We start from the raw sequence: 23,636 nt of genomic DNA, 5'->3' as shown, positions 1-23,636 counted from the left end.
AGGCAAAACGACGCGGAGCACGCTGAACGTGGAAACGCGTCCGACGCTGCGAACGGCAGCCTGAGCGCGGTGGCGGCGCAGTTGGCGGGCCAGGACGTGGTGCTGGCGGCGCAGAAGGGCGTGAACCTGTCGGCGGGGTGGGACAGGACGCAGAGCGCGAGCAGCGCATCGTCGCATTCGGCGTTCGTGGGGGACCGGGCTGGTGTCGGAGCTGCTGGGTGGCGGGCGCACGCATGAGCAGACCAGCCTCAGCCAGTCGGCGATCGGCAGCAACATCACGGTGGATGCGGGGAGCGTCAGTGGGAGCTACAGCCGCGATCCGGGATCGGCGAACGGGCATCTGGCGAACGCATTCGACCCGACGGCGCTGAGCAATGCGTTGCAGGCGCAGCAACTGGGCGGCCAGTTGGTGGGCGAGGTTGGCGGGCAGGTTTCCGACGTATTGAAATCAAGCAATCCGGCCTTCGCGGAAGGCGGTGCGGGCCGTGTGGGGCTGGAGACGGCGGGGAACGCGATTGTCGCGGCGGTGACGGGCGGGAATGTGGGTGCGGTGGCGCTGGGCACGGCGGCGGGCGGTCTGGCGTCGGCGGCGACGCGCGACTGGGCGCAGTCGGTGGCGAGCGGGCTGACGACTGACCCGGCGACACGGGCGGCGGTAGCGAACGTGCTGAGCAACGGAGTGGCGTCGGTGGCCGGTGCGGCCGGCGGGCTGCTGGGTGGCGCGGGCAAGGGGAATGCGTCGGTCAATGCGCTGAATGGGGCGGCGGCAGCTTCGGCGGTGCAGCAGTTCAATCAGGCTGAGGATAACGCGAAGACAGGGAAATCCGATCTTCCCGAAGGATATGAGGGGTATGGAGTACCGGATGATAGAGGTGGACCCGTCCATTCGGACAGCTTTGTGGGCTTGATAAGCTATACCCGGTTGTCGTTATGCCGCCATTCTGACGGCGCTGCTGTTGGCCATCTGGTCCGGGGTTAACCCCGGACCAGATGGCGTCGGCACGTCATGATACGCCTCATCGGGCGTGCGTCCAGCCAGTGCCGAGTGCGGACGCTGCTCGTTATACAATCCTGCTTCGCAACACCCATCTGTCTATATGACTGTTTCGAATAAGTTTTCTTGTGCATGCGTTTGTCCAGCAAGCTGACTGCGCCGTGTTTTTGCCTGGCGGGCGATGAGCTTCGCTTTGTCGCTATCGAGGATATGTCGCTCGAATATCCAGGGACCGTCGGGCAATGGGTGCGTTGCGGCGATCTTTCCGGCCTCGGCGGCAAGCCGTAAGGTTTTAGGGGCTATGCCGAGCAGCTTCGCGGCTTCACCCAAATTGAGGCATGGCTTTTCTTCATCAGGCGTGGCTCGATAAACTGGGATCCTGTGATGCGAGCGCATGGAAGTCACACGCTCACGCGTCCAGCGATTGCCATTCCCAGTCCGTAGCCCGTTGCGGTTCAGGAGGCTGGCAATCAGGTCATCGTTCGCAATACGGACGAGGTCACGCACGGCCGCGATGATGTCGGCGCCGGTGCTATTGCGCTGGCCGCGCCGGCGGCGAGGCAGGCGTAGTTCGGTGTGGATGCCCCCTGCCCAATGGACGGCCAGGACGATCTCCGCTGTTTCGGTATCGAGATCGGCAACAACCTCCTGCACCAATGTCCGGACGATCCGCTTTTTCAGACGGACGTCCGTTGCTGGCGCCTGCCAGACGGATTTGAGATCGTTCGCCAGTTCCCGCAACGAGAGCGGTTCGCATGCGGGTTCCTGTCCTCGTGCCGCGTCGTGGTCGACGATCCTCTGCTCGATCGCGGCCGCGGCGGTCAGCGCAGCGTTCCATCGCCGTTCCAGTTCTCCGGTCACGAGCCTGTTTTCCGGATCGGCCGCATTGTATTGGCGGAATGCCCGTTCAGCCTCGTAACGGGCCGCCTGCAGATCGCGCGCCAGAGCTTCGCGTATCTGGTCGCGCTGCTCATTGATGGTCGCCTGAGCGGTGGCGGCGGCCTCGATCGCACCCGGTCCTACGACGTCGAGCAGGGCTGTCTCGATCGCGTCATCGACCCGCAATCCGCCAAAGGCGATACAGCGCGGTTCCCCGCTATCGAGCCAGCCGCGCACACAGCTGTAGCGCGGGATATTATGTTTGGCTCCCGTGTAGCATACCGCCAGCTTGCGTCCGCACCGGTGACATCGCAACAGACCGGCCAGCAACGCGCTCCCGTGTTTGGGCGCGCCATGATGACGTCCGGTCGGCACGTTCTCGCTCACCATGCGGCGGATCGCCTCTGCCTTGTCCCAGCTCACATAACCTTCATGCGTGCCGGGGATCAGCGCAAGCCAGCTCTCACGTGGTTTGCGCTGGCGCTGGGCATTGAAGGCGCTGCCGTCATACGACGCGGCCACACCGGTCTTGCCATAGGCATAGGCGCCGCCATAGATCGGGTTGGCGATCATGCGATGAATAGTCGCATAGTCTGGCCGTCTCCAGACAATACCTCCGTTTCGGTGTCGTGCCGGCAGATCCAGGTCATGCGTGTGAAACCACAGCAGTGCCTGCCGTGCGCTGCCGAGTTCGGCGACCTTGTCAAAAACGAGCCTGATGGCTTTCTGGACCCGCATGTCAGGATCTTTCTCGTAACGATCTCCGTCTTTGACGAACTCGACAGGCGTACCCACCACGAGTTCGCCACGCCGCGCTTTCTCATAACGTGCCGTCAAGGACCGCTGTCGCAGAAGGTCCAGCTCATATTCGTTCAGGCTGCCCTTCAGACCGAGCAGGAGCCGGTCATTCCCGACACGCGGTGCGTAAATGGCCTCCTGATCGATCAGGAGTGTGTCGACGACACGGCACATTTCGATGAGTTGCTGCCAGTCGCGGCTGTTCCGGGCGAACCGGGAGACCTCCAGGGCCGCGACTGCACCGACGCGCCCCAAACAGACCTCAGCCACCATGCGATCGAAGCCGACGCGCGTCACGCCGCCCGCTGCCGAGCAGCCCAGATCGTCGTCGATCACGTCAATCGTCTGCCAGCCCAGGAGGGCGAGCCGTTCGCGCATGGCATATTGCAAGGCGCGGCTTTCCCGGTTGTGCTGCACCTGGTGCGCGGATGATTGCCGCACATACAGAATTGCCCTGCGCTCCAGATGACGTGGGCTGATCTTGTCACGGCTCATCGCGGGCCTCCTGCACGGCGCTGGGTCCGCGACCGCGCACGTGATCGAGGATCAGGCGGGCCATCATCGACTGCAGATCGTTCCGCGCCTGCTGGGGGAGGTCTTTCCAGATCAGGTTCGGACAGGGCGGATCGGCCCTCTTGTCGCCGAACAGATCCGGCTGCGCCGATATGGTCCCCACACGGGAACGCTGTCGTCCGTCGTGTCGCATGGTCCTCTCTCCGATTCCGGTCAGAAGAGAAGCCTGCGACGGTTTCAGATGGGTGCGACGACAAAAAGCCCGTCAGCAACGATCGCAGATCATGCAATGCATTCAGTGACACGACCGGATCCGGGGCCTGTCGCATCCCGGCGCACGCTGCGCGATCAAGCATCCATGCAGGCAATTCAAGGAGCCTGACCCCTCCGGTGTCAGACAGGCGACAGCGGGAAAGGACTTGGCCGCCCCGCTCGATCGTCTCCTCGACGCACACCCGACGCCCAAACCAGGGGTGCCAGGGGTAGAGAACTTCCCGCACGTCGGTATTATGGGTCTTGCAAAGCAGCGTTCTAATGGGCGATCCATCCGGCAAGCCCGGCCCGTAGCTCCGATCCGGTCTCGAACGCGTGCAAATAGACGCATTCGTATTTCAACGACCGCCACAGACGTTCGATGAACACGTTGTCCAGCCAGCGACCGCGCCCATCCATGCTGATGCGAACCTGGCGTCGTTCCAGGACCTCGGTGAACCGGGGCGTCGTGAATTGTGAACCCTGGTCCGTGTTGAAAATCTCCGGGGTGCCGTAGCGCACCAGGGCATCCCGGAGTGCCTCGACGCAGAACTCCGCATCCATCGTGTTCGACAGACGCCAGGACAGCACCTTGCGCGTGTGCCAATCCATCACCGCCACCAGATAGAGAAAGCCCTTCCGCGTCGGGATATAAGTGATGTCGGAACACCACACCTGGTTGGGCCGGTCGATGACCAGATCCCACAGCAGATACGGATATTTCCGATGCTCCGGATGTGGCACGGTCGTGCGCGGCTTCTGATAGACCGCCCGCAAGCCCATTCTCGCCATGAGCCGGCGAGCCCGCTTGCGGCCGATATCGTGGCCGAGACGCCGAAGATGCCGGGTCATCTGACGGGACCCGTAATACGGTGTCTCCAGGAATTGCACGTCGATCAGCCGCATCAGTTCCAGATTCGCCTCGCTCTCTGGCACAGGCCGGTAGTAGACGCCCGATCGATTGAGTTGCAGCAACGTGCATTGCCGCACGACCGAAAGCCGAGGCCGTTTCAGGTCGATCATTTGCCGCCTCTGATCACGCCCAACTGAACAGAGGCATCGCGCAAAAAATCACGTTCCACCAGCAATTGGCCGATCTTCGCATGCAGCTTTGAAGTGGTCCCCATCTTGAAGACCAGGGGCGGCCGAATTTAAGTTGCACGATCTGGCTCTGCGGATACTTTCTGTTCAGGCGACCAGCATGTCGTAACCGGCCGTTCATGGCCGCCTTATGAGTGGGGCGGTGGATTGGTAAGTTCACGTCGTTATTGACGTCGTTTGGGAGGTGAGGATGCGGCAGGAGATCCTGATAGGCGTGGAGCGTCGGCGGCGCTGGTCCGATGAACAGAAGATGCGGGTTCTGTCCGAGGTTGGGGTGGATGGGGCGACGGTATCGGATGTGGCCCGCCGTCACGACCTGACACGGCAGCATCTTTACCAATGGCGGCGCTGGCTGCGTCAGCGTTCCCCTGCTGGCGATCACGGTGTGCGTTTTCTCCCGCTCGAGCGGGTGGAGTATGTCATCCTTTAAGTTTCTGAAATATATTATTAAATGACTATTTTAAGGGGGTGTTGGTATCGGCCAGACCGTGCCCCCGCAACCAACGATACTTGCGATACGAACGCATCAAGAACGCCACTGTCCGGATGGACCGTGGCGTTTTTCTTATGCGCCGCAAACTGCAGGATTGCCGCCAGGTCGCCGCGCAGGATGATCGCCAGCTCGCCGTCGGCTGGCTGGAGCGTGATCTGCGAGACGAGTGTGCGCAGGCGCTCGGCTGCCTCGGTCTTCGTCTCTTCGGCCTGAAGGCTCTCATAAAGAGACGCGATCCGCCGCTGATAAATCTCCGCCATGTTTGGATGGAGAAGGGGAGGCGGCTCCTCAGTATTAGCAAGACGCTCTGTCACTTCGGTCTTGCGTGCTTCCAACCGCTTCATGTCGTCGACGATTGCCTGGATTGGTCCACCAGCCTTGAGCGCGGTTAGAAGTTTTGCCAGCTCCCGATCGATGCGGGGCAGTTCTGCCCGCATGGCGACAAGATCGGCACCGTGTTCCATCCGAAGCCTGTTCACCTCGCGGGTAAACTCGTTGCAGAACTCCTTGAACAGGTCCGGTTCCATCAAATGCGTACGCAGCCCGCTCAGCACTGATGCTTCGAGAGCGTCGCGGCGAATGTTCAGGCGGTTGTCACAGGTGCCCTTGTTGCGCGCTGTCGAGCAGCCCAGCAGATCTTTTGAGATCATGCTGTAGCCGCCGCCACAGCAGCCGCAGCGGATTAGCCCGGCAAAGAGATGGCGCGGACGGCGCCGCTCACTGAGGGCTTCGTTTCCCCGTTCCGGCTGGCTGAAGGTCGTCTCGGCCTGGCGGGCCTTCAGGGCATCCCACAGATCCTGCTCGACGATCCGCAACTCGGGCACCTCCTGGATCACCCATTCGGATTCAGGATTGAGGCGTGAGACGCGCTTGCCGTTATCGGGGTCTTTCAGATAGCGCAGCCGGTTCCAGACCAGCCGACCGACATACATTTCGTTGTTGAGGACGCCGGTGCCGCGTTCCCGATTGCCGTGAATGGTGGACGGTCCCCATTCACGTCCCTGCGGACCCGGAACGCCATCTCGGTTCAGTTCCATGGCGATCGTGCGCGAGGACTTGCCGCGCGTGTAGTCGGTGAAGATCCGTCTGACCGTGCGGGCTTCTTCCTCGTTGATGGTCCGGTCGCCGCGAATGCGCTCACCCTTGGCGTCAAACTGGCGCACCACGTCATAGCCATAGGAATTGCCGCCGCCGGACTTGCCGTCCTCGACGCGTCCGCGCAGGCCACGCCGGACCTTCTCGGCCAGATCCTTGAGGAACAGGGCGTTCATCGTGCCCTTGAGGCCGATATGCAGGTGCGTGACGTCGCCCTCGGAGAGGGTGATGATCCGCACGCCGGAGAAGGTCATCCGCTTGAATAGGCCGGCGATATCTTCCTGGTCGCGCGACAGCCGGTCCATGGCCTCGGCCAGCACGATCGTGAAGCGACCGCGCGTGGCATCTTGGATCAGTTCCTGAATGCCGGGGCGGAGCAGGGAGGCACCCGAGATCGCCCGGTCGGTGTAGCTGTCGACGATCGTCCAGCCCTGCTTTTCGGCGTGAAGCCGGCAGAGGCGCAACTGATCCTCGATCGAGGCATCACGCTGGTTCTCGGATGAGTAGCGGGCATACAGCGCGACTTTCACAATCCCATCTCCCTAATCCTGGAGATCGCGTCGCCTCGCGGCCTCCACTTCAGCGTTGACGAAATCCCGTGCGGCCTGACGGGCCAGAAGCCGGACCAGACTGACCAGCCGCGGATCGGCTCCACCGCGCAATGGTGTCACGTTGGCGTCTGGGGCGTCGAGAACGAGCCGCAGCTTTCCAGCTATCGTATCGCGTTGGCGTGCCATCTTCCCGTCCTTTCTGCATGGACCTTTGGTTAGCTCTGACGGGAATGTGGATGTCGGACGGGATGTGCGTGAACAGAAAAGTACACGGAAACAAAGGGATGGATCGTAGGAAGAGGGCTTCGGGATAGTCGCGAATACGCGCGGCTATCGCTGTCGGCACTATCACAAATTGGTGATAACGCGACTATAATAGTCGTAATTTATCGCAGTGTGCATCGACTCGCAGGTTGGTTGGCACGGACCTGCGTTCCGTAAAGCCGTCTCTACGCGGTTCCGTGGATGCGATCCGGCGTCTGGTGGGACCGGAAGAGAGGAAGAGGGACATGGGTTTTTCGTGACGGATTCAGGGGTGGGAGAGAGGCTTCCGCCCGTCCGTCACGGAGTGTTCCCCCATGGCGAGCGCCATCCAGAAAATCGCCCTCAATGCGTCCCGTGATATTCCTTTCAACAAGCTGGTGCTGTCGCAGTCCAACGTGCGGCGTGTGAAGGCCGGTCAGTCGATCGAGGAATTGGCCCGCGATATCGAACGTCGTGGCCTGCTCCAGAGCCTGAACGTCCGTCCCGTCCTGAACGGAGAAGGGGTCGAAACCGGTACCTACGAAGTGCCAGCCGGCGGCCGCCGCTTCCGCGCGCTCGAACTGTTGGTGAAGCAGAAGAAGCTGGCGAAGACGGCCCCCGTACCCTGTGTCGTGCGCGAGGTCGGATCGGCCATTCTCGCCCAGGATGATTCCCTGGCTGAGAACGTCCAGCGGGTCGCCCTGCATCCGCTGGACCAGTTTCGCGCCTTTCGCGAAATGCTGGAAAAGGGCATGTCCGAGGAAGAGATCGCCGCGGCGTTCTTCGTCTTGCCGGCCGTGGTGAAGCAGCGCCTGCGCCTGATGACCGTGTCGGACAAGCTGCTCGATATCTACGAGCAGGACGGCATGAAGCTGGAACAGCTCATGGCCTTTTCGATCAGCGATGACCATGCCCGTCAGGAACAGGTCTGGGAGATTATTGCCCAGAGCCATAACCGCGAGCCCTATCTGATCCGCCGCATGCTGACGGAAAAGACCGTGCGGGCATCGGATCGCCGCGTGCGCTTCATCGGGCTAGATGCCTATGTCGCGGCCGGCGGCCACGTCATGCGCGACCTGTTCGAAGCCGACGATGGCGGTTGGTTGGACGATCCCACCCTTCTCGACCGGCTGGTCATGGAAAAACTGACCAGTGCGGCCGAGGACATCCGCGCCGAAGGCTGGAAATGGGTCGAGACGGCGCTGTCCTTCCCCTGGGGACACGCGCGGGGCTTCGCGAGGATTGAAGGCACGCCGGTTGTGCTCTCGGAAGAAGAAGTTGCGCGTCTGACCGCTCTGCACAGCGAGCAGGAGGCCATCGAGGCGGAATACGCGCAGGCCGATGAATTCCCCGAGGACATTGATATCTGGCTGGGCGAGATCGAGCAGGCCATCGAGGCGTTGGAGGAACGCCCTGTGTCCTTCGATCCGGCGGACATGGCCCGCGCTGGAGCCTTCGTTAGCCTAGATACCGACGGCACACTGCTGGTGGAGCGGGGCTTCGTTCTGCCCGAGGATATGCTGGCGGATTCGGATGATGCTCACGATGAGTCCGAGGGATATGACGACACAGTTGTCCATCACGGCGCGGGCGACGACGGCGAAGGGGATGGGACGGAAGGCGCACCCGACATCGAGCCGGAGGAGGAAGACGGGCTGAAGCCGCTTTCCGATCGTGTGCTGACCGAACTGACGGCCTGGCGCACGCTGGCCCTGCGCGACGCATTTGCCGGCAATCCGCACATCGCGCTGACCGAACTGCTTCACACGCTGGTTCGCGATCTCTACTGGCAGGTCTCGGGCACGGACTGCCTGGAAGCCTATGTCCGGGAAATCTCGCTGTCGATCCATTCCCCAGACATGCCGGGCAGTCTGCCAGCCTATGCGCTGCGCCAGCGCAACGAAGGCTGGAAGCACGACCTGCCGGAGGATGAGAATGCGCTCTGGCAGTGGCTGGATGGGCTGGACGATACCAGCCGCCTGGCGCTGCTGGCCCATTGTCTGTCTTTTGGCGTCAACGCCCTTTACGAGCGGATGCCGCCCTATGGTGCGGTGTCGCAGCGCAGCGTCTCGGAGCGGGTGGCCCGCGCCGACCGTCTCGCCACTGCGCTCAGGCTCGATCTGACCGAAGTGGGCTGGCAGGCGACGATGGAGAACTATCTCGGCCGTGTCACCAAGGCGCGCATCCTTGAAGCCGTGCGCGAAGCACGCGGCGATGAGGCAGCGGACCGCATTGCCCATCTCAAGAAAATGGACATGGCCAGTGAGGCCGAGCAGTTGCTGGACGGCTCCGGCTGGCTGCCCGAAGCATTGCGAACTGCTGGTTTGACCGACGGTCATCAGGAACAGGTCGCTGTTATCCCCATCGAAACCGCCACGGATATCGCGGCCGAATGACGGGCGCCTCGTAATTCATGAATCCGAACCTAACCGGCCCTGGCTTCGGTCAGGGCCGTCCTGCTGATCCAGGAGAAACAGGACATGACCAATCCAGGAAATACGCCTGAACAGGCCGATACCTTCACCGCCTTTTCCGAGCATTACGAGGCCTATCGGAAACGGCAACAGGAGTTGGGAGCAGTCAATCGCAAAGCACTGTTTGATCGCCTTGATGCTGCTGGGATCGAAACGGTGGTGGTCACCTTCGATGGTTGTGGAGATAGCGGCCAGATCGAAGATATGGCGGTCACTCCGGAAACCGATAATACGGTTCTGGAGAACTGCATGCCTTACATCTCTGTCGACTGGCAGTGTGCCACGTCGAAAGCTGATGATTGCAGCGTCAAGGATGTCATTGAGAACGTCTGCTACGACCTGCTTTCCGAAGCGCATGGTGGCTGGGAAAACAATGATGGTGCGTATGGCGAGTTTACCTTTGACGTCGCGGGACGGTCCATCGCCCTGGAGTATAACGAGCGTTACACCGCCGTCGAAAACTACGGCCATGAATGGACGGAGGAGGGGCACTATGGCGCATAGTTATCATCATGCCCTCTCTTCCGTCCGGAAGTGGGGCGGTACGGTGGAGGACTACCTGCCGTTGCACACATGGTTCGATGAATCGAAACTGATCACGGCGGATTTCCGGCACCGGGCGCTGCGACACCATGCGGAAGGCATCTTCCTCGCCGAAAAACTGTTCGGCGTTACACTTACGCTCTCGACCGGACGGGTAGTACCGATCCGTCTGATCGGCGAACAGCATGTCCGGGAAGATTTCGGTTTTATCCCAGGCTTTGCGGATTGGGTGAAGGAAATCCGACCCTGTCCGTGGATGGGACGCGCCAAACCCCTCGATGTAGAAGGTGAGACACCGCACAGTATGAGCTGATGCGGGATTTCGAGACAGCGGCTTCCGGTAATTCAGATGCTCCGCTACCACTAATGTCTGGATAAGCGAGACGAGCGGGATACGTCCGCCTAAATATCTATTGTATTCATTTCCTCCTATTCTTCGATTCATATGAGCAGCCGCAAAGTCCCCTGTTTTACTTCAGAACGTCAATGACGATCTTACCGAACGGGCCCCGTTCAAGATGGTTGAAAGCTTCCGGAGCCGCATCGAAACTATAGATTTCGTCGATGGCCGGCTTGATGCCACGAGCGTCAATGGCTCGAACCATATCTTCGAAGGCGCGACGATGTCCGACTGTGATGCCCTGGATGATTGCTCTTTTGAGCATCATCGGAACGGCGGAAAACCTGATCTCGGTTCCATTGAGGAAGCCAATCTGCGCGATCCGGCCACCGCTCGCGAGTGCTGCCAATGATTGACTGATATTGTCGCCGCCAATCAATTCCAACACATGATCGACGCCAGCCCCTCCTGTCAGATCGAGTGCCACGGCCGACCAGTCAGGTGTGGCGCTGGTATCGATGACATCGCACATGCCAAGAATCTCGACCCGTTTCAACTTTTCGGCGCTCCGCGAAGTGACGATGGCGCGAGCACCGAAAGCACGGGCGATCTGGAGGCCAAACAGGGCAACGCCTCCAGTCCCTTCGACCAGGACTGTATCGCCAGCTTTCAACTTACCGGTTTCGACGAGAGCGAACCATGCAGTCAGCCCCGCGATCGGCAACGTCGACGCTTCTCGGTCAGTCAGCGATGCAGGAGCAGTGACCGCGACATCTTCGCGGATGAGTACATATTCGGCCAATACTCCGGGGAGAGGCCCGCCCAGCGACAAGCCGTGCCGCGTCATTTCCCGAGGCGGTTCGCCGTCGATCCATTGAGTCCAGAAATTGCCGAGCACCCGATCGCCGGTCCTGAAACGGGAAACCCCGTCGCCTGTTGCCACGACCTCTCCTGCCATATCGGAAACCGGCGTGAAGGGCATGGCCGGCGCATCCGGCAGCAATTCGCCTTCCACCACCAGCTTGTCGCGATAGTTAAGGGAAACCGCTGAAACCCGGACCAGAAGTTCGTGACTACCGGGCGTGGGAACCGGCACCGTAGCCAGTTCCAGATTCTTCAGGCCGAATGACGACAACTGCCATCGCTTCATGGTCTTGCTCATGTCTGATCCTTTCCCGCACGAGACTCGATATCAGAGCATATTGACAACCATAGGGAATGTGTTCCGATCTCATGGACGAAGACTTCCTCCAAAATGTCGGAAATCTATCGACCATGAATCTTCATTCCCAACTGCAAGGCATGTCGGCCTTTGTTCATTCGGTCGAGACGGGCAGTTTCACGGCTGCTGCCGCGCGCATGGGCGTCTCCAAATCCGCCACGGGCAAGAGCGTAGCCCGTCTGGAGGAACGGCTGGGTGTCCGCCTCCTCAATCGTACCACGCGAAGTCTGAGCCTGACGGCAGAGGGACAAGCCTACTATCAGAGTTGCCTCAAGATTCTGGACGAACTGAACGCAGCGGAATCGCTGCTGGCTTCGCGTATGCACAGTGTGTCCGGAACATTGCGCGTCAACTTGCCGGTCTCGTTCGGACGGTTGTGTGCAATGCCCGTCCTGACGACAGTAGCCGTGCGCAACCCTGACCTCGACCTCGATATTTCCTTCACCGATCGCCGGGTCGATCTGGTCGAAGAAGGCATAGACCTGGTGGTGAGGCTGGGTGATCCCGGCGATCATGTGAATCTGGTCGGCAGAAGCATTGCCACCCAGCGTTCGGTGATTTGCGCCGCACCAGCCTATCTGGAACGCAAGGGGTGTCCCTCCAGCATCGAAGATATTCGCCATCACGATTGCCTCGCCTTTGCACGGGACGGCCGGCCGCTTCCATGGATGATTTCGGACCAGCACGGCGGGCAGAAAGCCCTCGTCGTCAGACCCCGCCATCAAATCGGTCATGGCGAAGCCTTGCGGGACGCCGCGGTGAACGGGCTCGGTCTGGCTTATCTTTCGACCTGGCTTGCTGGAGAGGACATTAGGCGGGGTCGGCTTGTAATGGTTCCAGTCGCCACTCTTACCGAGGACAGCCCGATTTCCGTTCTCTGGCCACGTTCGCGCGATTTGTCGCCCAAGGTGCGCGTCGTGGTCGACGCGCTGGTATCGGCATTCATGCCGATACCACCCTGGGATCAGGAAATCGTGCGCGCCAAGGAAATTCCCGGCACCCAATAAACACTCGAGAGTGACGATGAGTGCCATCGCACTGCAAACTCTATCGGAGGAAGGTGTTAACCGGAAGCCGCTTTTTTCGTGCCGTTCCGGCCAGAAAAGAGGGAGAGGGCGGCTTCGCCTCTGATGCCGAATGTCCGGCAAGAGAGGAGAGTTTCCATGTCCGCTTCCGTTCTGTCTTCCGGCCGTGCCGGATTCCGCATCGATCCTTCGCGCGGGGAGCGTAGCGCCCGCGTGTCGTCCGAATGGTTCTCGCGCCCCGATGATGAGCGGTATCTGTCGCTGTCCGACCTGCACGCCGCCACCCTGGCGCGGGCGGATCGGGCTACGGCCCGCACGGTGGAGTGCCGCGCCATTCGCGTGGAGGCGAGCTGCGACAATGCCGAACGCCTGACGCTGGCTGTGCCGGGCCAGGCCGAACTGGTCGCGCCGACGCACTGGTCCTTCGGACAGCTTTGCAGCCTGGTCGGTGCTCCGTCTTCCTATCTGCGCGACCTGCCGGCACCGCTGGCGGCGATCAATCTCCAACACGGGCTGCTGTCACACCGCGCCGAGTTGGTCAAGACGTTGGAGACCGAGGACGGACGGGTGGAACTGCGCGCCGTGACCGGTCCCGATTACGGCCGCATCTGGGACCACGAACTGGTCGGGGCGGTGCGCAAGATCGCGGGTGACGGCACGGGCGATACCAACTGGAAGGTGCCCGGTGTAATCGACTGGGCCACCATGACCCATAATCCCTATGTCGATATCACGAAGGAAACCACGACGCTTTACGCATCGGATCGCGATGTATTCCTGTTTTTGGTCGACGATACACACCCGATCGAGGCTGGACGCCTGCCCAACGGCGATTCCGATCTCTATTTCCGGGGCTTCTACGCCTGGAACAGCGAGGTCGGTAGCAAGAGCCTCGGCATCGCCTCCTTCTATCTGCGCGGAGTGTGCCAGAATCGCATGTTGTGGGGCGTGGAAAATTTCGAACAGATCACGATCCGGCACAGCAAGTTTGCAGCCTCGCGTTTCGTGCATCAGGCCACGCCCGCGCTGCGGAATTTCGCCACGGCCAGCCCGGCGTCATTCGTCTCCGGCATTCAGGCGTCGCGCAAGGTGCTGGTGGCGAAAACTGACGAGGACCGCGAGAGCTTCCTGCGTCGTCGCGGGTTCTCGAAGCCGGAAACCGCGAAGATCATCGAAACGGTCCTGCACGAGGAAGGACGCAAGCCCGAGAGCGTCTTCGATTTCGTGCAGGGGATCACGGCACTGGCGCGGACAAAGGCCAACCAGGACACGCGGCTGGATCTGGAAGAGAAGGCCCGCAGGCTGATGGAGCGTGCTTCCTGAAAGCCGCTTTTCTGTCTTTCCGTAAAGACGTTTTTACGAGCCCGGCCCCTGCGCCGGGCTTTTTCGTTTCGGGAGTTCTTCCGATGGCTGATTTCTTCACGCATTTTTCCTGCGTGCTCGATGTGGGCACGGTGGAAAACGCTGCCAAGGCGCTCGACCTCTACAATGAATTCATGGACGAACTGGCGGCGGAAGACCCGCCCTCTGACGGTTTTATTCTGTCGATCGTGCCTGAATATGGCGGCACGAAACTCTGGATGCATGATGAGACAACCGGCGATCCGCATCAGGTCGTGGAATTCGTGCTACGCTGTGCGCGGGCATTCCGGTTGCGGGGCCGATGGGGGTTCCAGTGGGCCAATACGGCCTCACGTCCCCGGATTGGCGCCTTCAGCGGTGGCGCGCATCTGCTTGACCTTGGCCGGCGCAAGACGATTTCATGGATGACCACCGATCGCTGGCTGGCGATCGCCCTCGACGGAGGCGATCCCGACACAGGAGGGCAGGGCGATGACCTTGCATGATGCGGGCGATCTCGCCCGTCGTCTGGCGGAGAACGCGGAGGCGGTGTGCCGGCGGTATCTGTCCGCCGGTCGCCGTCACGGCAATTACTGGCTGGTCGGTGACGTGCGTAATGCGCCCGGCCGGTCGCTGTTCGTCCGGCTGCACGACACCGCCAACGGCAGAGCGGGAAAATGGACCGACGCGCAGTCGGGTGAGCATGGCGACCTGCTCGACGTGATCCGCGAAAGCCTCGGCCTGGTGGATTTCCGTGACGTGGCGGACGAGGCGCGCGCCTTCCTCAGCCTGCCGCGTCCCGATCCGGTACCGTCGTCACAGGACCGTCCGGCCCGTGAGCGTGGCTCTGCCAGTTCTTCCGAAGCGGCTCGACGGCTCTGGGCCATGTCCGGGCCGATCACGGGCACGTCCGTAGAAGCGTATCTCCGTAGACGCGACATTACGCTTTTGCACGGAGCCGGCGCCCTGCGCTTCCATCCGCACTGCTTTTACCGGCCGGACGAGGACAGTCCGACCGAGACCTGGCCGGCCATGATCGCCGCCGTCACCGACCTCGACGGCACTCTGACCGGCGTGCATCGCACCTGGCTGGCGGCGGAAGGGCGTGGCAAGGCGCCGGTGGATCATCCGCGTCGTGCCCTGGGGGGCCTGCTCGGCCATGCCGTGCGCTTTGGGGTGGCATCCGACGTGCTTGCCGCCGGGGAAGGTATCGAGACGATCCTGTCGCTGCGGCAGGTTCTGCCCGATCTACCGCTGGCCGCCTGCCTGTCCTCGGCCCATCTCGCTGCCTTGATCTTTCCGCCACTGCTGCGCCGTCTCTACGTCCTGCGCGATGACGACCCGGCCGGGGATCAGGCGTTGGCGACGCTGCACGCCCGCGCGAATGACGCCGGGATCGAACTGATCGGCCTGTCGCCACGGCTGGGCGATTTCAACGACGATCTCCGTGCCCTCGGACGCGGCGCGCTGCGGGCCATCCTGCATCCGCAACTCGCGCCATCGGACGTGGCACGGTTTCTGGAGGCCGCCGGCACCTGAGCGGGCCGGAAAGAGGAGTGGGCGGTTTCCGTTTTCGTCTGGCGGAGCTGTGGTGTGTCTCCCGTCCGGCAGGGCCGCGCCCCGGCCTTTCAAGTGGGGAGCGGGCGCCAGCCGAGCCGGGCCTTCAATGGCGGGGACCGGCTATTTTCCGCCGCGCGCAGAGCGCGCTTTGCATCTCGAAGCAAAATAGCCGGCCCCCTGCCATCCTTCGCTGTGCTGCGGCCGCGCGCGAGCGCGCGGTTCCGGCCCGTCCCTGGTCTGTCGCTGTCCGCCCCCGGAAAGGCCGCGAAGGGCGCGGCCGGAGACCTGGGAGGCTCGCATCATGACCCGTATGACCGACGATTTCGAACCGCTGCACGCCGCTTCCTCCACCGCCCACGTGCTGGCTGAACTCCAGATGTATGGCTACCGTCCCTTCGAGGCTGAGCCGGATCCAAGGCCGCTGCCCGAAGCACAGCGTATCGGGGGTGCTGTGGCCGACATCTTCGACGCCATCGCCGCGACGCTGACCGACACACGGCTGGAACCCGACCTTGAGGCGCTGCTCTGGTCTGCCGTGAACATCTTCCATCGCATGGTCGGCCAGGTGGAACGTGAGCTTGACCGCAACGAGCAGGCGCAGAAGCGCAGCCAGCAGGAACAGGACGGCAGCGAGATCCGCTCGATGGAACTGGAGCGGCTGATCGCCGAAGGGCTGACCCTGATCGAACGCCGCAACGCCTACGAGATCTTCCGCGACGAGGCACAGGAGCAGTTCGAGCGCCTGACCCTGAGCACGTGGCGGCCGAAGACCGGCTCGCTGGTCTCACGCCGGACCATGACGGCCTCCATGATCGACAGCCGCGACTTCCTCAACGCCCGTCGTAAGGCCGAGGGCGAATTGTTGGTGCCGCCCGGTCCCAAGGTGGTCGTCACTGGCGGTCTCGATTTCGACGACCATATCCTGATCTGGGATCGGCTCGACAGAGTCCGGGCCAAGCATCCCGACATGGTGCTGCTGCACGGCGGCTCGCCCAAGGGGGCGGAATTCATCGCCTCACGCTGGGCCGATCACCGCGAGATCGTGCAGATCGCCTTCAAGCCGGACTGGACCAGGCATGCCAAGGCAGCCCCCTTCCGCCGCAACGATGCGATGCTCGACACCCTGCCGATCGGCGTCATCGTCTTTCCCGGAACCGGCATCCAGGAGAACCTGGCCGACAAGGCGAAGCGCCTCGGTATCCCGGTCCTACGGTTTGGAGGCGGATGACCGGTCCCGCTTCCATCCCGACATAGGGTGCAGCGACTTGCATTTCCGATAGCAGACATCAAAAGTGGTGATCACGGCACGCATGCCGGAAAAGCAGCCCGCGCTTGTCTGGTGCGGATATGAGAGAACGACATGACCGAGAAGGCGCCTACGATCGTCAACATGCACACGGCGCCGGAAATCGCGGCAGACGTACCCGCCGCCTGGACGCATTTCCGGCGCGCGCTGACACCTGCGATGAGGAGTGCGGGGCCGGGGCGTTTCGGGATGGGTCGTCTCGGCATGGGCGCCGTGCGGGTACCTCCAGGCTACAGCGCGTGCCCGGCGCACACGCATCTTCAGGCCGATGAGATCTTCGTCGTGCTCGAAGGGCACGGTCTATTCCGCTACGGCGATCGGGTGCATGGGATCCACCCCGGAGACTGCATTTCCTGTCCAGCCGACACGGGCATCGCCCACCAGATCGCCAACCCCGCGACCCCGGACGGCAGGGGCGACCTGGTCTATCTGGCGATCGGCGCCGAGCCGCCCGCGGACGTCTGCACCTATCCCGACAGCGGCTCGCTCGTTATCGATGGCCTCGATCGCCGCGGCTTCCTGCGTGAAGCCGATTATTACGAGGGGCAGCCACAACCCACGCCGCTTCTGACATGCGGCCGCGACGCACCCGTCTGATTGGGGCGCGCGGGTTTGGCCATCGGGTGGAGTCCGGTTCGGGCCGCGTCAGGAACGCATGGACGCCTCCGGCAGGGTCGCTGCAAAGTTGCTTGAGATGGCAAGGCAGCAACGCAACGGACCTGGCGTGAAAAAAAATTAGACTAAGGAACCGGCCGCCTCACGGCAGCTTCTGCCTCAGCTCCGACGACACTAGATAGCCTCCACGATTCCCAACGCCGACATCATAGTACAGGCTTTATGTCCCCAGAAATTCTCCGATCATCTCGGAGATTGGCGGCCCGGTAGTCAATAAACACCCGTGTTTCCAGAAACAGGCCTCGCCATTCGACTGGACATTCGCTAAAGCGCGAGATCTTCGAGCGTTTCCTTGGCCTTCGACACAGCGCCGGATGATAGAGCAGGGATGTTCATACCCTCGACACGAACAGCTTGCACATCCGTGATGCCAATGAACCCGAGGACCTGACGCAGGTAGGGTTCGACATAGTCCCAGGGACGCCACGGGCCGTCTGTAAAGACGCCCCCAGAAGAGATGATCAGGATCGCCCTCGTGCCTTTTGCCAGGCCGAGCACGCCGTTCTCGGCGTACTGGAATGTTCGACCTGGCCGAACGACCAGATCAATCCACGCTTTCAGGGCCGAGGGAATACCGAAGTTCCACATCGGCGTCGCAATCACGAGAAGGTCGGACGCCAGAAGCTCATCGGTCAGGTGATCGGAAAGACGGGCGGCCTCTTCCGACTGCCCCGCCTTGGCGGGGTCTGGTGTCGAAATGGCTTGCAGCGTAGCGCCGTCCAGATGCGGCAGATGCTCGCGGGCAAGATCACGACGCACAAGTTTTGCCGAAGGATAAAGTGCCCCAAGCCGTGTGCCGAGTGCCTCAGCCACTGCCCGGCTTGCCGAGTCCTGCCCGCGCGGACTGATCTCGATCATGAGAATCTGTTTCATGGCTTCATGCTCCCTGTTTTGCTGTCAGGGCGTTCCAGGCCGCGAGCGAGTCCATGTAATCCCGCCAGTGCGCGATCTTGCGGTTTTCGATTTTGACGATCGAACAGAATCGATTGTCGTAGCGCACGCCAGTGGCAAGAATCATGCCGTGGACTTCGTACTCGATGACCATCACTTCGCCGTCCGTCCGGTGACACACCAGATTGTCGACAGAATGCAACGCAATGGCGCCGACATATCCTTCGAACGCCGCCATTAGGGCACGTCGCCCTGTGATGATACGCGGCCAGCCTGGTACTTCGTAGAGCACCTCGTAAATGGTATCGTCGGTGAGGACATCGAAGAAATGTTCGCCCTCGACGAGATCGCCTAGCGCTTTGCGAACGAGATCGAAATAGGGCGCGGCAGGTTGGTAGGCCGCGTATTCTCGATTTGGCATCTGGATCTCTCCATGGCGCGCGATGTTGCTTACCGGGTGAGAGCTACATATAAATCGGAAGCCTGTTACGAAGAAGAGGGCACTCTTATATTAGTCACTTACGTGGAGGTAAGTAATGGGAAAGCCTCATAAGACAAAACAACTGGACCCTGCGGCGGTCTGCCGCAGTTCAGATCCGATGGCGGTTCGGGAATTGTTGACGAAAATCGGCGACAAATGGACAATATTCATTGTGTTGTCGCTCGACATTCTGGGCGGCCGCGCCCGGTTTTCAGAGCTGGAGCGGGCGGTTCCCGGCATCTCGCAACGGATGCTCTCCTCGACGCTGCGGACGCTCGAACGCGATGGAATGGTGATCCGGGAGGTTTTTCCCGAGGTACCGCCCCGCGTCGAATACGAGATGACGCCCTTGGGAAAAGGTCTGCTACGTCCGACACAGGGGCTGGTCGACTGGGCCAAGGAAAACTGGGAACAGGTGCGGAAAGCGCAATCGCAATACGACGAACGATAGGCCCGGTGCGGGTAGTACATGTCATCTTTTACCTCATTCTTGCCATTCAGATCCCAATTTTTGCTCCCGAAAGCTGCTGTTCATAAAATATTCAAGCCGCCGATCTGGCCTACCACAGAGGACATCAAGGTGACGTCTATACCGTCTGGGTCTGAAAACGGCGCCGATAGGCGATGGGACTGATGCCCACGATCCGCCGGAAACGGCTGCGGAAGGTAATGGGCGATTCAAAACCGACTTGGCGGGCGACCTCTTCGATTGGTGCGGGCGTGATCTCGAGTAATTCCTGCGCCGCCCGGACGCGCGCGGCCAGCAGCCACTGAACCGGTGATGAACCGGTCTGATCACGGAAATGCCGCGCGAAACTGCGTTCGCTCATGCCGGCACGGTCCGCCAGCATGCGCACGTCCAGGGACCGATCGAGATTGGCGAGAATCCAGTCCAATGTCGCGGCAAGACCCGCCGTTGTGCGTGGTGGCGCCTGACGAATGAACTGGGCCTGTCCGCCATCGCGAATGAGGGGTGCGACGGCGAGACGCGCGGCGTCGGCGGCCACGGCCTCGCCATGATCCAGCCGCACGAGATGCAGGCACATGTCCAGCCCAGCGGACGCACCGGCGGATGTCACCAGCCTGCCTTCGTCGACGAATAACGCATCAGGCTCTATGCATGCCGTTGGATATCGCCGGGCAAGCTCGGCGGCAGCGATCCAGTGTGTCGTGGCGCGTCTGCCGTCGAGAAGCCCGGCGGCCCCGAGCAGGAACGCGCCCGAGCAGATCGACACGATTCGTACCCCGGCTTTCCAGGCAGCGCGCAGGCTTGCGAGAACCGCAGGCGACATGTCTCTTTCCACGTCGTCGATACCGGGGACCACGACTGTGTCGGCGGATCGGATGTCCGCCAGCGTTCCGGGCGCCCTCAACGTGAAATTCCTGGTCTGTATGGCGCCGCGCCGCCCGCAGACGCGTACCGCATAGGCTGGCGCGCCGTCGGGCGCACGGACGCGGCCGAAGACTTCACAGGGGATGCTGAGATCGAACGGCACGACCCCGTCGAACGCCAGTATCGCGACCTTGTGCATCCTGTCCCCAGTGTCTTCGACGTTTGGCTGAATATGATCTATGGTTGTCTTTTCTGCCACTCACACGTCCTGGCTGCCAGGGCTAAACTCGCGGGTGCAAGCAGGAGACATTCATGGCCGATACCAACCCCGCACCCGATCCGCTCGAAATCGGCATCATCCTCTATCCGGGCTTCACCCTGCTGGATCTTGCCGGACCGCAATCGGCGCTCGGGCTTCATGGTCGGACGCAGTTCTTCGCGCGGACTCTCGATCCCGTCGTCTCCGACACTGGTGCGGCACTCGTCCCGACAGCGACATTCACGCATTTTGAGGGGCGGCTCGACGTCCTGCTCGTGCCTGGTGGCTTCGGAACCAATGACGCCATGCGCGACGAGGCGTTGCGTGCCTTCCTGGTGCGCGTAGCGCCTTCGGCCGGCTATCTCTGCTCGGTGTGTTCGGGTTCACTGATCCTCGGAACGGCGGGTCTGCTCGCAAACCGCCGGGCAACGACGCACTGGACACTCTTCGAGGCGCTTGAAGCCGTTGGCGCCGCGACGATCCATGAACGCGTGGTGAATGACGAGAACATCTGGACAGGTGGAGGCGTCACGGCGGGCATCGATTTTGGCCTGAAGCTGCTCGCCGAACTCAGGGGCGAGGATGTCGCGAAGCTGACCCAACTGATGATGGAATATGACCCCGAACCACCCTTCGCGACGGGTAATCCGCAGGCCGCCGGACCGGCCCTCGTTTCAGCCACATATGCGGCGATGGGCGAAGGGACAATCCGTGAGACCGTATCGATCGCAGCCGCGCGCGCTGCCGAGATGCGCGCATGACGCTTCCTGTTGACGAGAGCGAGGAATGTCGCCAGCTCGGTCGGATGCGGGCGGCCTCGCTCCTGGAGGGCATGACCCTGGTGCTGCTTGTCGGCATCGCGGTGCCGCTGAAGCACCTTGCCGATTTCCCCGTCGCGGTGCGGATCATGGGGCCGGTTCATGGTCTCGCCTTCACCCTCTATGTCTGGATGCTGGTCCAGACGCTGGCCAGTGGACGTTGGACCAGGGCGGAGGCGGTCCGGATGCTTGCCGTCGCCTTCATTCCATTCGGGGCATTTGCCAATGAGCGGCTGCTTGCGCGTCGGCAGCGCGCCCTGGCGTCTTCTGTCTGAAAGGTCGGTGATGGCCTATCTCTGGCTGAAAGCGATTCACGTCTCCGCAGCGGTCATATGGATAAGCGGGCTCCTGATCTCCGCTCTGACGCTGGCGACCACGGCGCTGGGCGGCAATCGTCCCGTGACGAAAGAAAGAACCGCGATAGTGGCGGCCATGCGGCGCTGGGATCGCAGCGTTACCGCGCCCGCCATGATCCTGGTCTGGGCCGTGGGGCTCGCCCTCGCCACGATGGGCGACTGGTTTCCACAGCGATGGCTCCTGATAAAGCTCGGGGTCGTTCTCGCTCTTTCCATGCTCCACGGGCTGCTGTCGGGCAGCCTCCGAAAGGCTGCAATTGGCCAAGGCAAACGCGGCGCAAACCTGGGATATGCTCCGTGGCTTGTCGTGCTCGCTACGAGCACGATCGTCATCTTGGTGGTCCTGAAGCCATTCTGACTCCATACGGAGCATGACTGATGACGACATCATGGCCAAAGCGGCCATTCAGGGAGCCTGTTGTCCGAATTCTATATATTTTCCACCGAAGCCAGACTTTTGGCTCTCCCTGCTATGCCGCCTGTCTGAGATGCGTGGCACGGACTGGAAAATATGCCCGCAACGTCGTCATTAGTTGGCCGCTCGGCATGCCGCCTAAGCGCCCGGCAGTAGCCCAAGCGGTAGCCGGGCTAGAAATGACCGGAACACGACGGCGAACAGCAGGACGGATGCCATGGTTGTCCACGGCTCTGCCACAGCCCGGTATACTTCGCGCCCGTTATCCGAAGGCCGTGGTGTCGTCGCACGGTAATCAGCTTCCAGGCTACCTTGGTAAAGCAGCCGGTCCTGGAAGAACGTGCGGTCCATTGGACGCCGGTCGCATCGCTCCCGAATTCATTGCCGGAGTGAAGGCTTCCGTATGATTGTCAAGCGGGCAAGGTCTTTCGCAAAAAGGCCCTGCGTGATCGCATTGTGAAATTCCCGAGCGCCTTTATCTGGAGACAAACCCTTATAAAATTAGGATCCCACGGGAATATAGCCTGGCAGGACTTCAATCCGCGCCATCCATGCGCGGATCGCACCATATGGTTCCAGGTCGATCCCTCCTTCCGGGGCGAGCGCAATATAAGGATAGGCCGCACAGTCGGCGATGCTGGGCCCGCGCAAGGCCAGCCAGTCGCGATCCGTGAGGTGCGTATTGATCGTCGCCAGGACGTGCGCCGAGAGCCGCGCAGCCTGATCGTAATTCAATTGATACCCGAATTTGCGCACCAGCCGCGCATCGGCCGGACCATGCTGGATCTCATTGGCGCTGACCGAAAGCCATTGCGTGATCTGGGCATGCGACAGCGGGTCGGGCGGACACCATTCCGGTTCTGCGTATCTTTCCGCCAGATAAACCAGGATCGCCTGGGAATCCCAGAGGACGATCGCGCCATCCTGCAGCACCGGCACCTGCTGCCAGGGATTCAACGCCGTGAACGCGGCTTGCCTGTGCTCGCCTCCGGCCAGGTCCACCTCCAGGATCTTCAGCGGAATGCCGGCAAGCGATGCGAACAGGCGGACTTTGTAGCAGTTTCCGGATGGCCCGCAATTATACAGCACACACTGCGCCATGATGTGCTCCCCCGTGGCTCTGGATCGTGTTTCAGCCTCTGTCAGAGGAGAATAAGACGTACCGATCAGTCGCAAAAGTGCTTCCGGAATCGGCTCTTTTGTCACGTTGCCAAACGTGCGTCGCAAGGTGTCCTTTAGCCAGGCCTGAAAGGCCCGCTCTCGGAATTCGGCCATGTGAGCGGACTGTGGCGTGGACCCGGTCAAGGACGTGGTCCGCTACTATCCCACTGCTGACGTCGGACCATGAGCAGCGTGCTGTCATCAGGCATGAAAGCGCCCTTTCTATACGCCGTTATAAAAGACATCTTTTCCTCGTGCGCTGCCGGACATCGTCTGTGGCTGTGCAAGATGCACCGCAAAGCGCCGCCTTCACGATATCACACGGCGCTTTCAATCGCTATACGATTGGCGACTATTAAAGTCGCATTTTGTCCGAGCGGCATAGCGGATGACACGTTCATCTGCGCCGACCATGAACGCTCGCCCAACGCGGCTGGCCTGGGCAGGTTTCTGCCCCACGTGGAGAAGAGGGGCCGTCTCTTCAGACTTCCCATCCTACCATGCGTGGCTGAACCGC

At 61.6% G+C, this 23,636-nt stretch carries 25 protein-coding genes and 2 pseudogenes; 16 read left to right on the top strand and 11 right to left on the bottom strand.

Annotated features, from left to right (window positions below; genetic code table 11):
- Window positions 1–69 precede the first annotated feature (69 nt).
- Together HLH35_RS20410 and HLH35_RS17190 are read left to right on the top strand one after the other, a co-directional pair.
- On the top strand, window positions 70–237 hold the full coding sequence (locus HLH35_RS20410; RefSeq protein WP_345149779.1) for a hypothetical protein: 168 nt from the start codon (window positions 70–72) through the stop codon (window positions 235–237).
- Window positions 203–979: a hypothetical protein gene (locus tag HLH35_RS17190; RefSeq protein WP_182980315.1), complete on the top strand. Its 777-nt coding sequence runs from the start codon at window positions 203–205 to the stop codon at window positions 977–979. Before HLH35_RS20410 ends, HLH35_RS17190 begins: the two co-directional genes overlap by 35 nt.
- On the opposite strand, the pseudogene HLH35_RS17185 reads toward HLH35_RS17190, so the two are convergent.
- The 4 genes and pseudogenes from HLH35_RS17185 to HLH35_RS17170 form a co-directional block, all read right to left on the bottom strand.
- A pseudogene (locus HLH35_RS17185) lies at window positions 929–1,066 on the bottom strand (IS3 family transposase); the annotation flags it as partial. The gene HLH35_RS17190 and the pseudogene HLH35_RS17185 sit on opposite strands and share 51 nt — an antisense overlap.
- A 27-nt stretch (window positions 1,067–1,093) precedes the next feature.
- Window positions 1,094–3,166: a recombinase family protein gene (locus HLH35_RS17180; RefSeq protein ID WP_182980314.1), complete on the bottom strand. Its 2,073-nt coding sequence runs from the start codon at window positions 3,164–3,166 to the stop codon at window positions 1,094–1,096.
- Window positions 3,156–3,377, bottom strand: a complete 222-nt coding sequence (locus HLH35_RS17175) for a hypothetical protein (RefSeq protein ID WP_182980313.1) — start codon at window positions 3,375–3,377, stop codon at window positions 3,156–3,158. The genes HLH35_RS17180 and HLH35_RS17175 overlap by 11 nt, the downstream gene beginning before the upstream one ends.
- Before the next feature lie 347 nt (window positions 3,378–3,724).
- Window positions 3,725–4,548: pseudogene (locus tag HLH35_RS17170) on the bottom strand (IS3 family transposase); the annotation flags it as partial.
- 179 nt (window positions 4,549–4,727) lie between these two features.
- On the opposite strand from HLH35_RS17170, the gene HLH35_RS17165 reads away from it, so the two are divergent.
- Window positions 4,728–4,967, top strand: coding sequence for a transposase (locus HLH35_RS17165; RefSeq protein ID WP_182980312.1), 240 nt, complete (start codon window positions 4,728–4,730; stop codon window positions 4,965–4,967).
- 17 nt (window positions 4,968–4,984) lie between these two features.
- Here the strand turns inward: HLH35_RS17165 and HLH35_RS17160 are convergent, their stop codons facing one another.
- Window positions 4,985–6,655: a recombinase family protein gene (locus tag HLH35_RS17160; RefSeq protein WP_182980311.1), complete on the bottom strand. Its 1,671-nt coding sequence runs from the start codon at window positions 6,653–6,655 to the stop codon at window positions 4,985–4,987.
- Between the two features lie 12 nt (window positions 6,656–6,667).
- A complete protein-coding gene (locus HLH35_RS17155) occupies window positions 6,668–6,862 on the bottom strand; it encodes a hypothetical protein (RefSeq protein WP_182980310.1) in 195 nt (64 codons plus the stop codon).
- A 392-nt stretch (window positions 6,863–7,254) separates the two neighbouring features.
- Between HLH35_RS17155 and HLH35_RS17150 the strand changes: the two genes are divergently transcribed.
- The 3 genes from HLH35_RS17150 (at window position 7,255) to HLH35_RS17140 (ending at window position 10,249) form a co-directional block, all read left to right on the top strand.
- The gene (locus tag HLH35_RS17150; RefSeq protein ID WP_182980309.1) at window positions 7,255–9,315 is read left to right on the top strand and encodes a ParB/RepB/Spo0J family partition protein; all 2,061 of its coding nucleotides are present in this window, start codon (window positions 7,255–7,257) and stop codon (window positions 9,313–9,315) included.
- Window positions 9,316–9,399: 84 nt separating this feature from the next.
- Complete coding sequence (locus HLH35_RS17145; RefSeq protein WP_182980308.1) at window positions 9,400–9,897, top strand: DUF6878 family protein; 498 nt, start codon at window positions 9,400–9,402, stop codon at window positions 9,895–9,897.
- Window positions 9,887–10,249 carry a DUF6915 family protein gene (locus HLH35_RS17140; RefSeq protein WP_182980307.1) on the top strand — a complete coding sequence of 121 codons (363 nt, stop codon included), beginning with the start codon at window positions 9,887–9,889 and terminating at the stop codon, window positions 10,247–10,249. Before HLH35_RS17145 ends, HLH35_RS17140 begins: the two co-directional genes overlap by 11 nt.
- 157 nt (window positions 10,250–10,406) lie before the next feature.
- Here HLH35_RS17140 and HLH35_RS17135 read toward each other — a convergent pair whose 3' ends face one another.
- Complete coding sequence (locus HLH35_RS17135; protein ID WP_182980306.1) at window positions 10,407–11,438, bottom strand: zinc-dependent alcohol dehydrogenase family protein; 1,032 nt, start codon at window positions 11,436–11,438, stop codon at window positions 10,407–10,409.
- Between the two features lie 113 nt (window positions 11,439–11,551).
- On the opposite strand from HLH35_RS17135, the gene HLH35_RS17130 reads away from it, so the two are divergent.
- The 6 genes from HLH35_RS17130 (at window position 11,552) to HLH35_RS17105 (ending at window position 17,327) form a co-directional block, all read left to right on the top strand.
- Entirely contained in the window at window positions 11,552–12,505 is a 954-nt protein-coding gene (locus HLH35_RS17130) for a LysR family transcriptional regulator (RefSeq protein ID WP_182980305.1), read from the top strand.
- Between the two features lie 156 nt (window positions 12,506–12,661).
- Window positions 12,662–13,846: a DUF932 domain-containing protein gene (locus HLH35_RS17125; RefSeq protein ID WP_182980304.1), complete on the top strand. Its 1,185-nt coding sequence runs from the start codon at window positions 12,662–12,664 to the stop codon at window positions 13,844–13,846.
- Window positions 13,847–13,929: 83 nt separating this feature from the next.
- Window positions 13,930–14,370: a hypothetical protein gene (locus HLH35_RS17120; RefSeq protein ID WP_182980303.1), complete on the top strand. Its 441-nt coding sequence runs from the start codon at window positions 13,930–13,932 to the stop codon at window positions 14,368–14,370.
- Window positions 14,357–15,403 carry a DUF7146 domain-containing protein gene (locus HLH35_RS17115; protein ID WP_182980302.1) on the top strand — a complete coding sequence of 349 codons (1,047 nt, stop codon included), beginning with the start codon at window positions 14,357–14,359 and terminating at the stop codon, window positions 15,401–15,403. The genes HLH35_RS17120 and HLH35_RS17115 overlap by 14 nt, the downstream gene beginning before the upstream one ends.
- Window positions 15,404–15,725: 322 nt before the next feature.
- On the top strand, window positions 15,726–16,652 hold the full coding sequence (locus HLH35_RS17110) for a DUF2493 domain-containing protein (RefSeq protein WP_182980301.1): 927 nt from the start codon (window positions 15,726–15,728) through the stop codon (window positions 16,650–16,652).
- 132 nt (window positions 16,653–16,784) lie between these two features.
- Window positions 16,785–17,327 carry a cupin domain-containing protein gene (locus HLH35_RS17105; RefSeq protein WP_182980300.1) on the top strand — a complete coding sequence of 181 codons (543 nt, stop codon included), beginning with the start codon at window positions 16,785–16,787 and terminating at the stop codon, window positions 17,325–17,327.
- A 342-nt stretch (window positions 17,328–17,669) separates the two neighbouring features.
- Here the strand turns inward: HLH35_RS17105 and HLH35_RS17100 are convergent, their stop codons facing one another.
- Together HLH35_RS17100 and HLH35_RS17095 are read right to left on the bottom strand one after the other, a co-directional pair.
- Window positions 17,670–18,278, bottom strand: a complete 609-nt coding sequence (locus HLH35_RS17100; RefSeq protein WP_182980299.1) for an FMN-dependent NADH-azoreductase — start codon at window positions 18,276–18,278, stop codon at window positions 17,670–17,672.
- 4 nt (window positions 18,279–18,282) lie between these two features.
- A complete protein-coding gene (locus tag HLH35_RS17095) occupies window positions 18,283–18,717 on the bottom strand; it encodes a nuclear transport factor 2 family protein (protein WP_182980298.1) in 435 nt (144 codons plus the stop codon).
- A gap of 115 nt (window positions 18,718–18,832) precedes the next feature.
- On the opposite strand from HLH35_RS17095, the gene HLH35_RS17090 reads away from it, so the two are divergent.
- On the top strand, window positions 18,833–19,228 hold the full coding sequence (locus tag HLH35_RS17090) for a winged helix-turn-helix transcriptional regulator (RefSeq protein WP_182943930.1): 396 nt from the start codon (window positions 18,833–18,835) through the stop codon (window positions 19,226–19,228).
- Window positions 19,229–19,364: 136 nt separating this feature from the next.
- Here HLH35_RS17090 and HLH35_RS17085 read toward each other — a convergent pair whose 3' ends face one another.
- Window positions 19,365–20,309, bottom strand: a complete 945-nt coding sequence (locus HLH35_RS17085) for a GlxA family transcriptional regulator (RefSeq protein WP_182980297.1) — start codon at window positions 20,307–20,309, stop codon at window positions 19,365–19,367.
- Between the two features lie 113 nt (window positions 20,310–20,422).
- Between HLH35_RS17085 and HLH35_RS17080 the strand changes: the two genes are divergently transcribed.
- The 3 genes from HLH35_RS17080 to HLH35_RS17070 are packed head-to-tail and all read left to right on the top strand — an operon-like array spanning window position 20,423 to window position 21,901.
- Window positions 20,423–21,130: a DJ-1/PfpI family protein gene (locus HLH35_RS17080; protein WP_182980296.1), complete on the top strand. Its 708-nt coding sequence runs from the start codon at window positions 20,423–20,425 to the stop codon at window positions 21,128–21,130.
- On the top strand, window positions 21,127–21,462 hold the full coding sequence (locus HLH35_RS17075) for a DUF3817 domain-containing protein (protein ID WP_220789788.1): 336 nt from the start codon (window positions 21,127–21,129) through the stop codon (window positions 21,460–21,462). The genes HLH35_RS17080 and HLH35_RS17075 overlap by 4 nt, the downstream gene beginning before the upstream one ends.
- A 10-nt stretch (window positions 21,463–21,472) precedes the next feature.
- Window positions 21,473–21,901 carry a CopD family protein gene (locus HLH35_RS17070; protein ID WP_182980325.1) on the top strand — a complete coding sequence of 143 codons (429 nt, stop codon included), beginning with the start codon at window positions 21,473–21,475 and terminating at the stop codon, window positions 21,899–21,901.
- Window positions 21,902–22,459: 558 nt separating this feature from the next.
- Here HLH35_RS17070 and HLH35_RS17065 read toward each other — a convergent pair.
- Entirely contained in the window at window positions 22,460–23,263 is an 804-nt protein-coding gene (locus tag HLH35_RS17065; RefSeq protein WP_338029384.1) for a glutathione S-transferase family protein, read from the bottom strand.
- Between the last annotated feature and the right edge of the window lie 373 nt (window positions 23,264–23,636).

This window comes from Gluconacetobacter asukensis (assembly GCF_014174375.1).
GTDB classification, from domain to species: domain Bacteria; phylum Pseudomonadota; class Alphaproteobacteria; order Acetobacterales; family Acetobacteraceae; genus Gluconacetobacter; species Gluconacetobacter asukensis.
The sequence above is the reverse complement of the archived record's forward strand: the minus strand, read 5'-3'. Positions and strand labels throughout refer to the sequence as shown.

Excerpts from the sequence above, each read along its gene's own strand:
- HLH35_RS17180 (WP_182980314.1), bottom strand. The coding sequence starts at position 3,166 with ATGAGCCGTGACAAGATCAGCCCACGTCATCTGGAGCGCAGGGCAATT.
- HLH35_RS17175 (WP_182980313.1), bottom strand. The coding sequence starts at position 3,377 with ATGCGACACGACGGACGACAGCGTTCCCGTGTGGGGACCATATCGGCG.
- HLH35_RS17165 (WP_182980312.1), top strand. The coding sequence starts at position 4,728 with ATGCGGCAGGAGATCCTGATAGGCGTGGAGCGTCGGCGGCGCTGGTCC.
- HLH35_RS17155 (WP_182980310.1), bottom strand. The coding sequence starts at position 6,862 with ATGGCACGCCAACGCGATACGATAGCTGGAAAGCTGCGGCTCGTTCTC.
- HLH35_RS17150 (WP_182980309.1), top strand. The coding sequence starts at position 7,255 with ATGGCGAGCGCCATCCAGAAAATCGCCCTCAATGCGTCCCGTGATATT.
- HLH35_RS17145 (WP_182980308.1), top strand. The coding sequence starts at position 9,400 with ATGACCAATCCAGGAAATACGCCTGAACAGGCCGATACCTTCACCGCC.
- HLH35_RS17140 (WP_182980307.1), top strand. The coding sequence starts at position 9,887 with ATGGCGCATAGTTATCATCATGCCCTCTCTTCCGTCCGGAAGTGGGGC.
- HLH35_RS17135 (WP_182980306.1), bottom strand. The coding sequence starts at position 11,438 with ATGAGCAAGACCATGAAGCGATGGCAGTTGTCGTCATTCGGCCTGAAG.
- HLH35_RS17130 (WP_182980305.1), top strand. The coding sequence starts at position 11,552 with ATGAATCTTCATTCCCAACTGCAAGGCATGTCGGCCTTTGTTCATTCG.
- HLH35_RS17125 (WP_182980304.1), top strand. The coding sequence starts at position 12,662 with ATGTCCGCTTCCGTTCTGTCTTCCGGCCGTGCCGGATTCCGCATCGAT.
- HLH35_RS17120 (WP_182980303.1), top strand. The coding sequence starts at position 13,930 with ATGGCTGATTTCTTCACGCATTTTTCCTGCGTGCTCGATGTGGGCACG.
- HLH35_RS17115 (WP_182980302.1), top strand. The coding sequence starts at position 14,357 with ATGACCTTGCATGATGCGGGCGATCTCGCCCGTCGTCTGGCGGAGAAC.
- HLH35_RS17110 (WP_182980301.1), top strand. The coding sequence starts at position 15,726 with ATGACCCGTATGACCGACGATTTCGAACCGCTGCACGCCGCTTCCTCC.
- HLH35_RS17105 (WP_182980300.1), top strand. The coding sequence starts at position 16,785 with ATGACCGAGAAGGCGCCTACGATCGTCAACATGCACACGGCGCCGGAA.
- HLH35_RS17100 (WP_182980299.1), bottom strand. The coding sequence starts at position 18,278 with ATGAAACAGATTCTCATGATCGAGATCAGTCCGCGCGGGCAGGACTCG.
- HLH35_RS17095 (WP_182980298.1), bottom strand. The coding sequence starts at position 18,717 with ATGCCAAATCGAGAATACGCGGCCTACCAACCTGCCGCGCCCTATTTC.
- HLH35_RS17090 (WP_182943930.1), top strand. The coding sequence starts at position 18,833 with ATGGGAAAGCCTCATAAGACAAAACAACTGGACCCTGCGGCGGTCTGC.
- HLH35_RS17085 (WP_182980297.1), bottom strand. The coding sequence starts at position 20,309 with ATGCACAAGGTCGCGATACTGGCGTTCGACGGGGTCGTGCCGTTCGAT.
- HLH35_RS17080 (WP_182980296.1), top strand. The coding sequence starts at position 20,423 with ATGGCCGATACCAACCCCGCACCCGATCCGCTCGAAATCGGCATCATC.
- HLH35_RS17075 (WP_220789788.1), top strand. The coding sequence starts at position 21,127 with ATGACGCTTCCTGTTGACGAGAGCGAGGAATGTCGCCAGCTCGGTCGG.
- HLH35_RS17070 (WP_182980325.1), top strand. The coding sequence starts at position 21,473 with ATGGCCTATCTCTGGCTGAAAGCGATTCACGTCTCCGCAGCGGTCATA.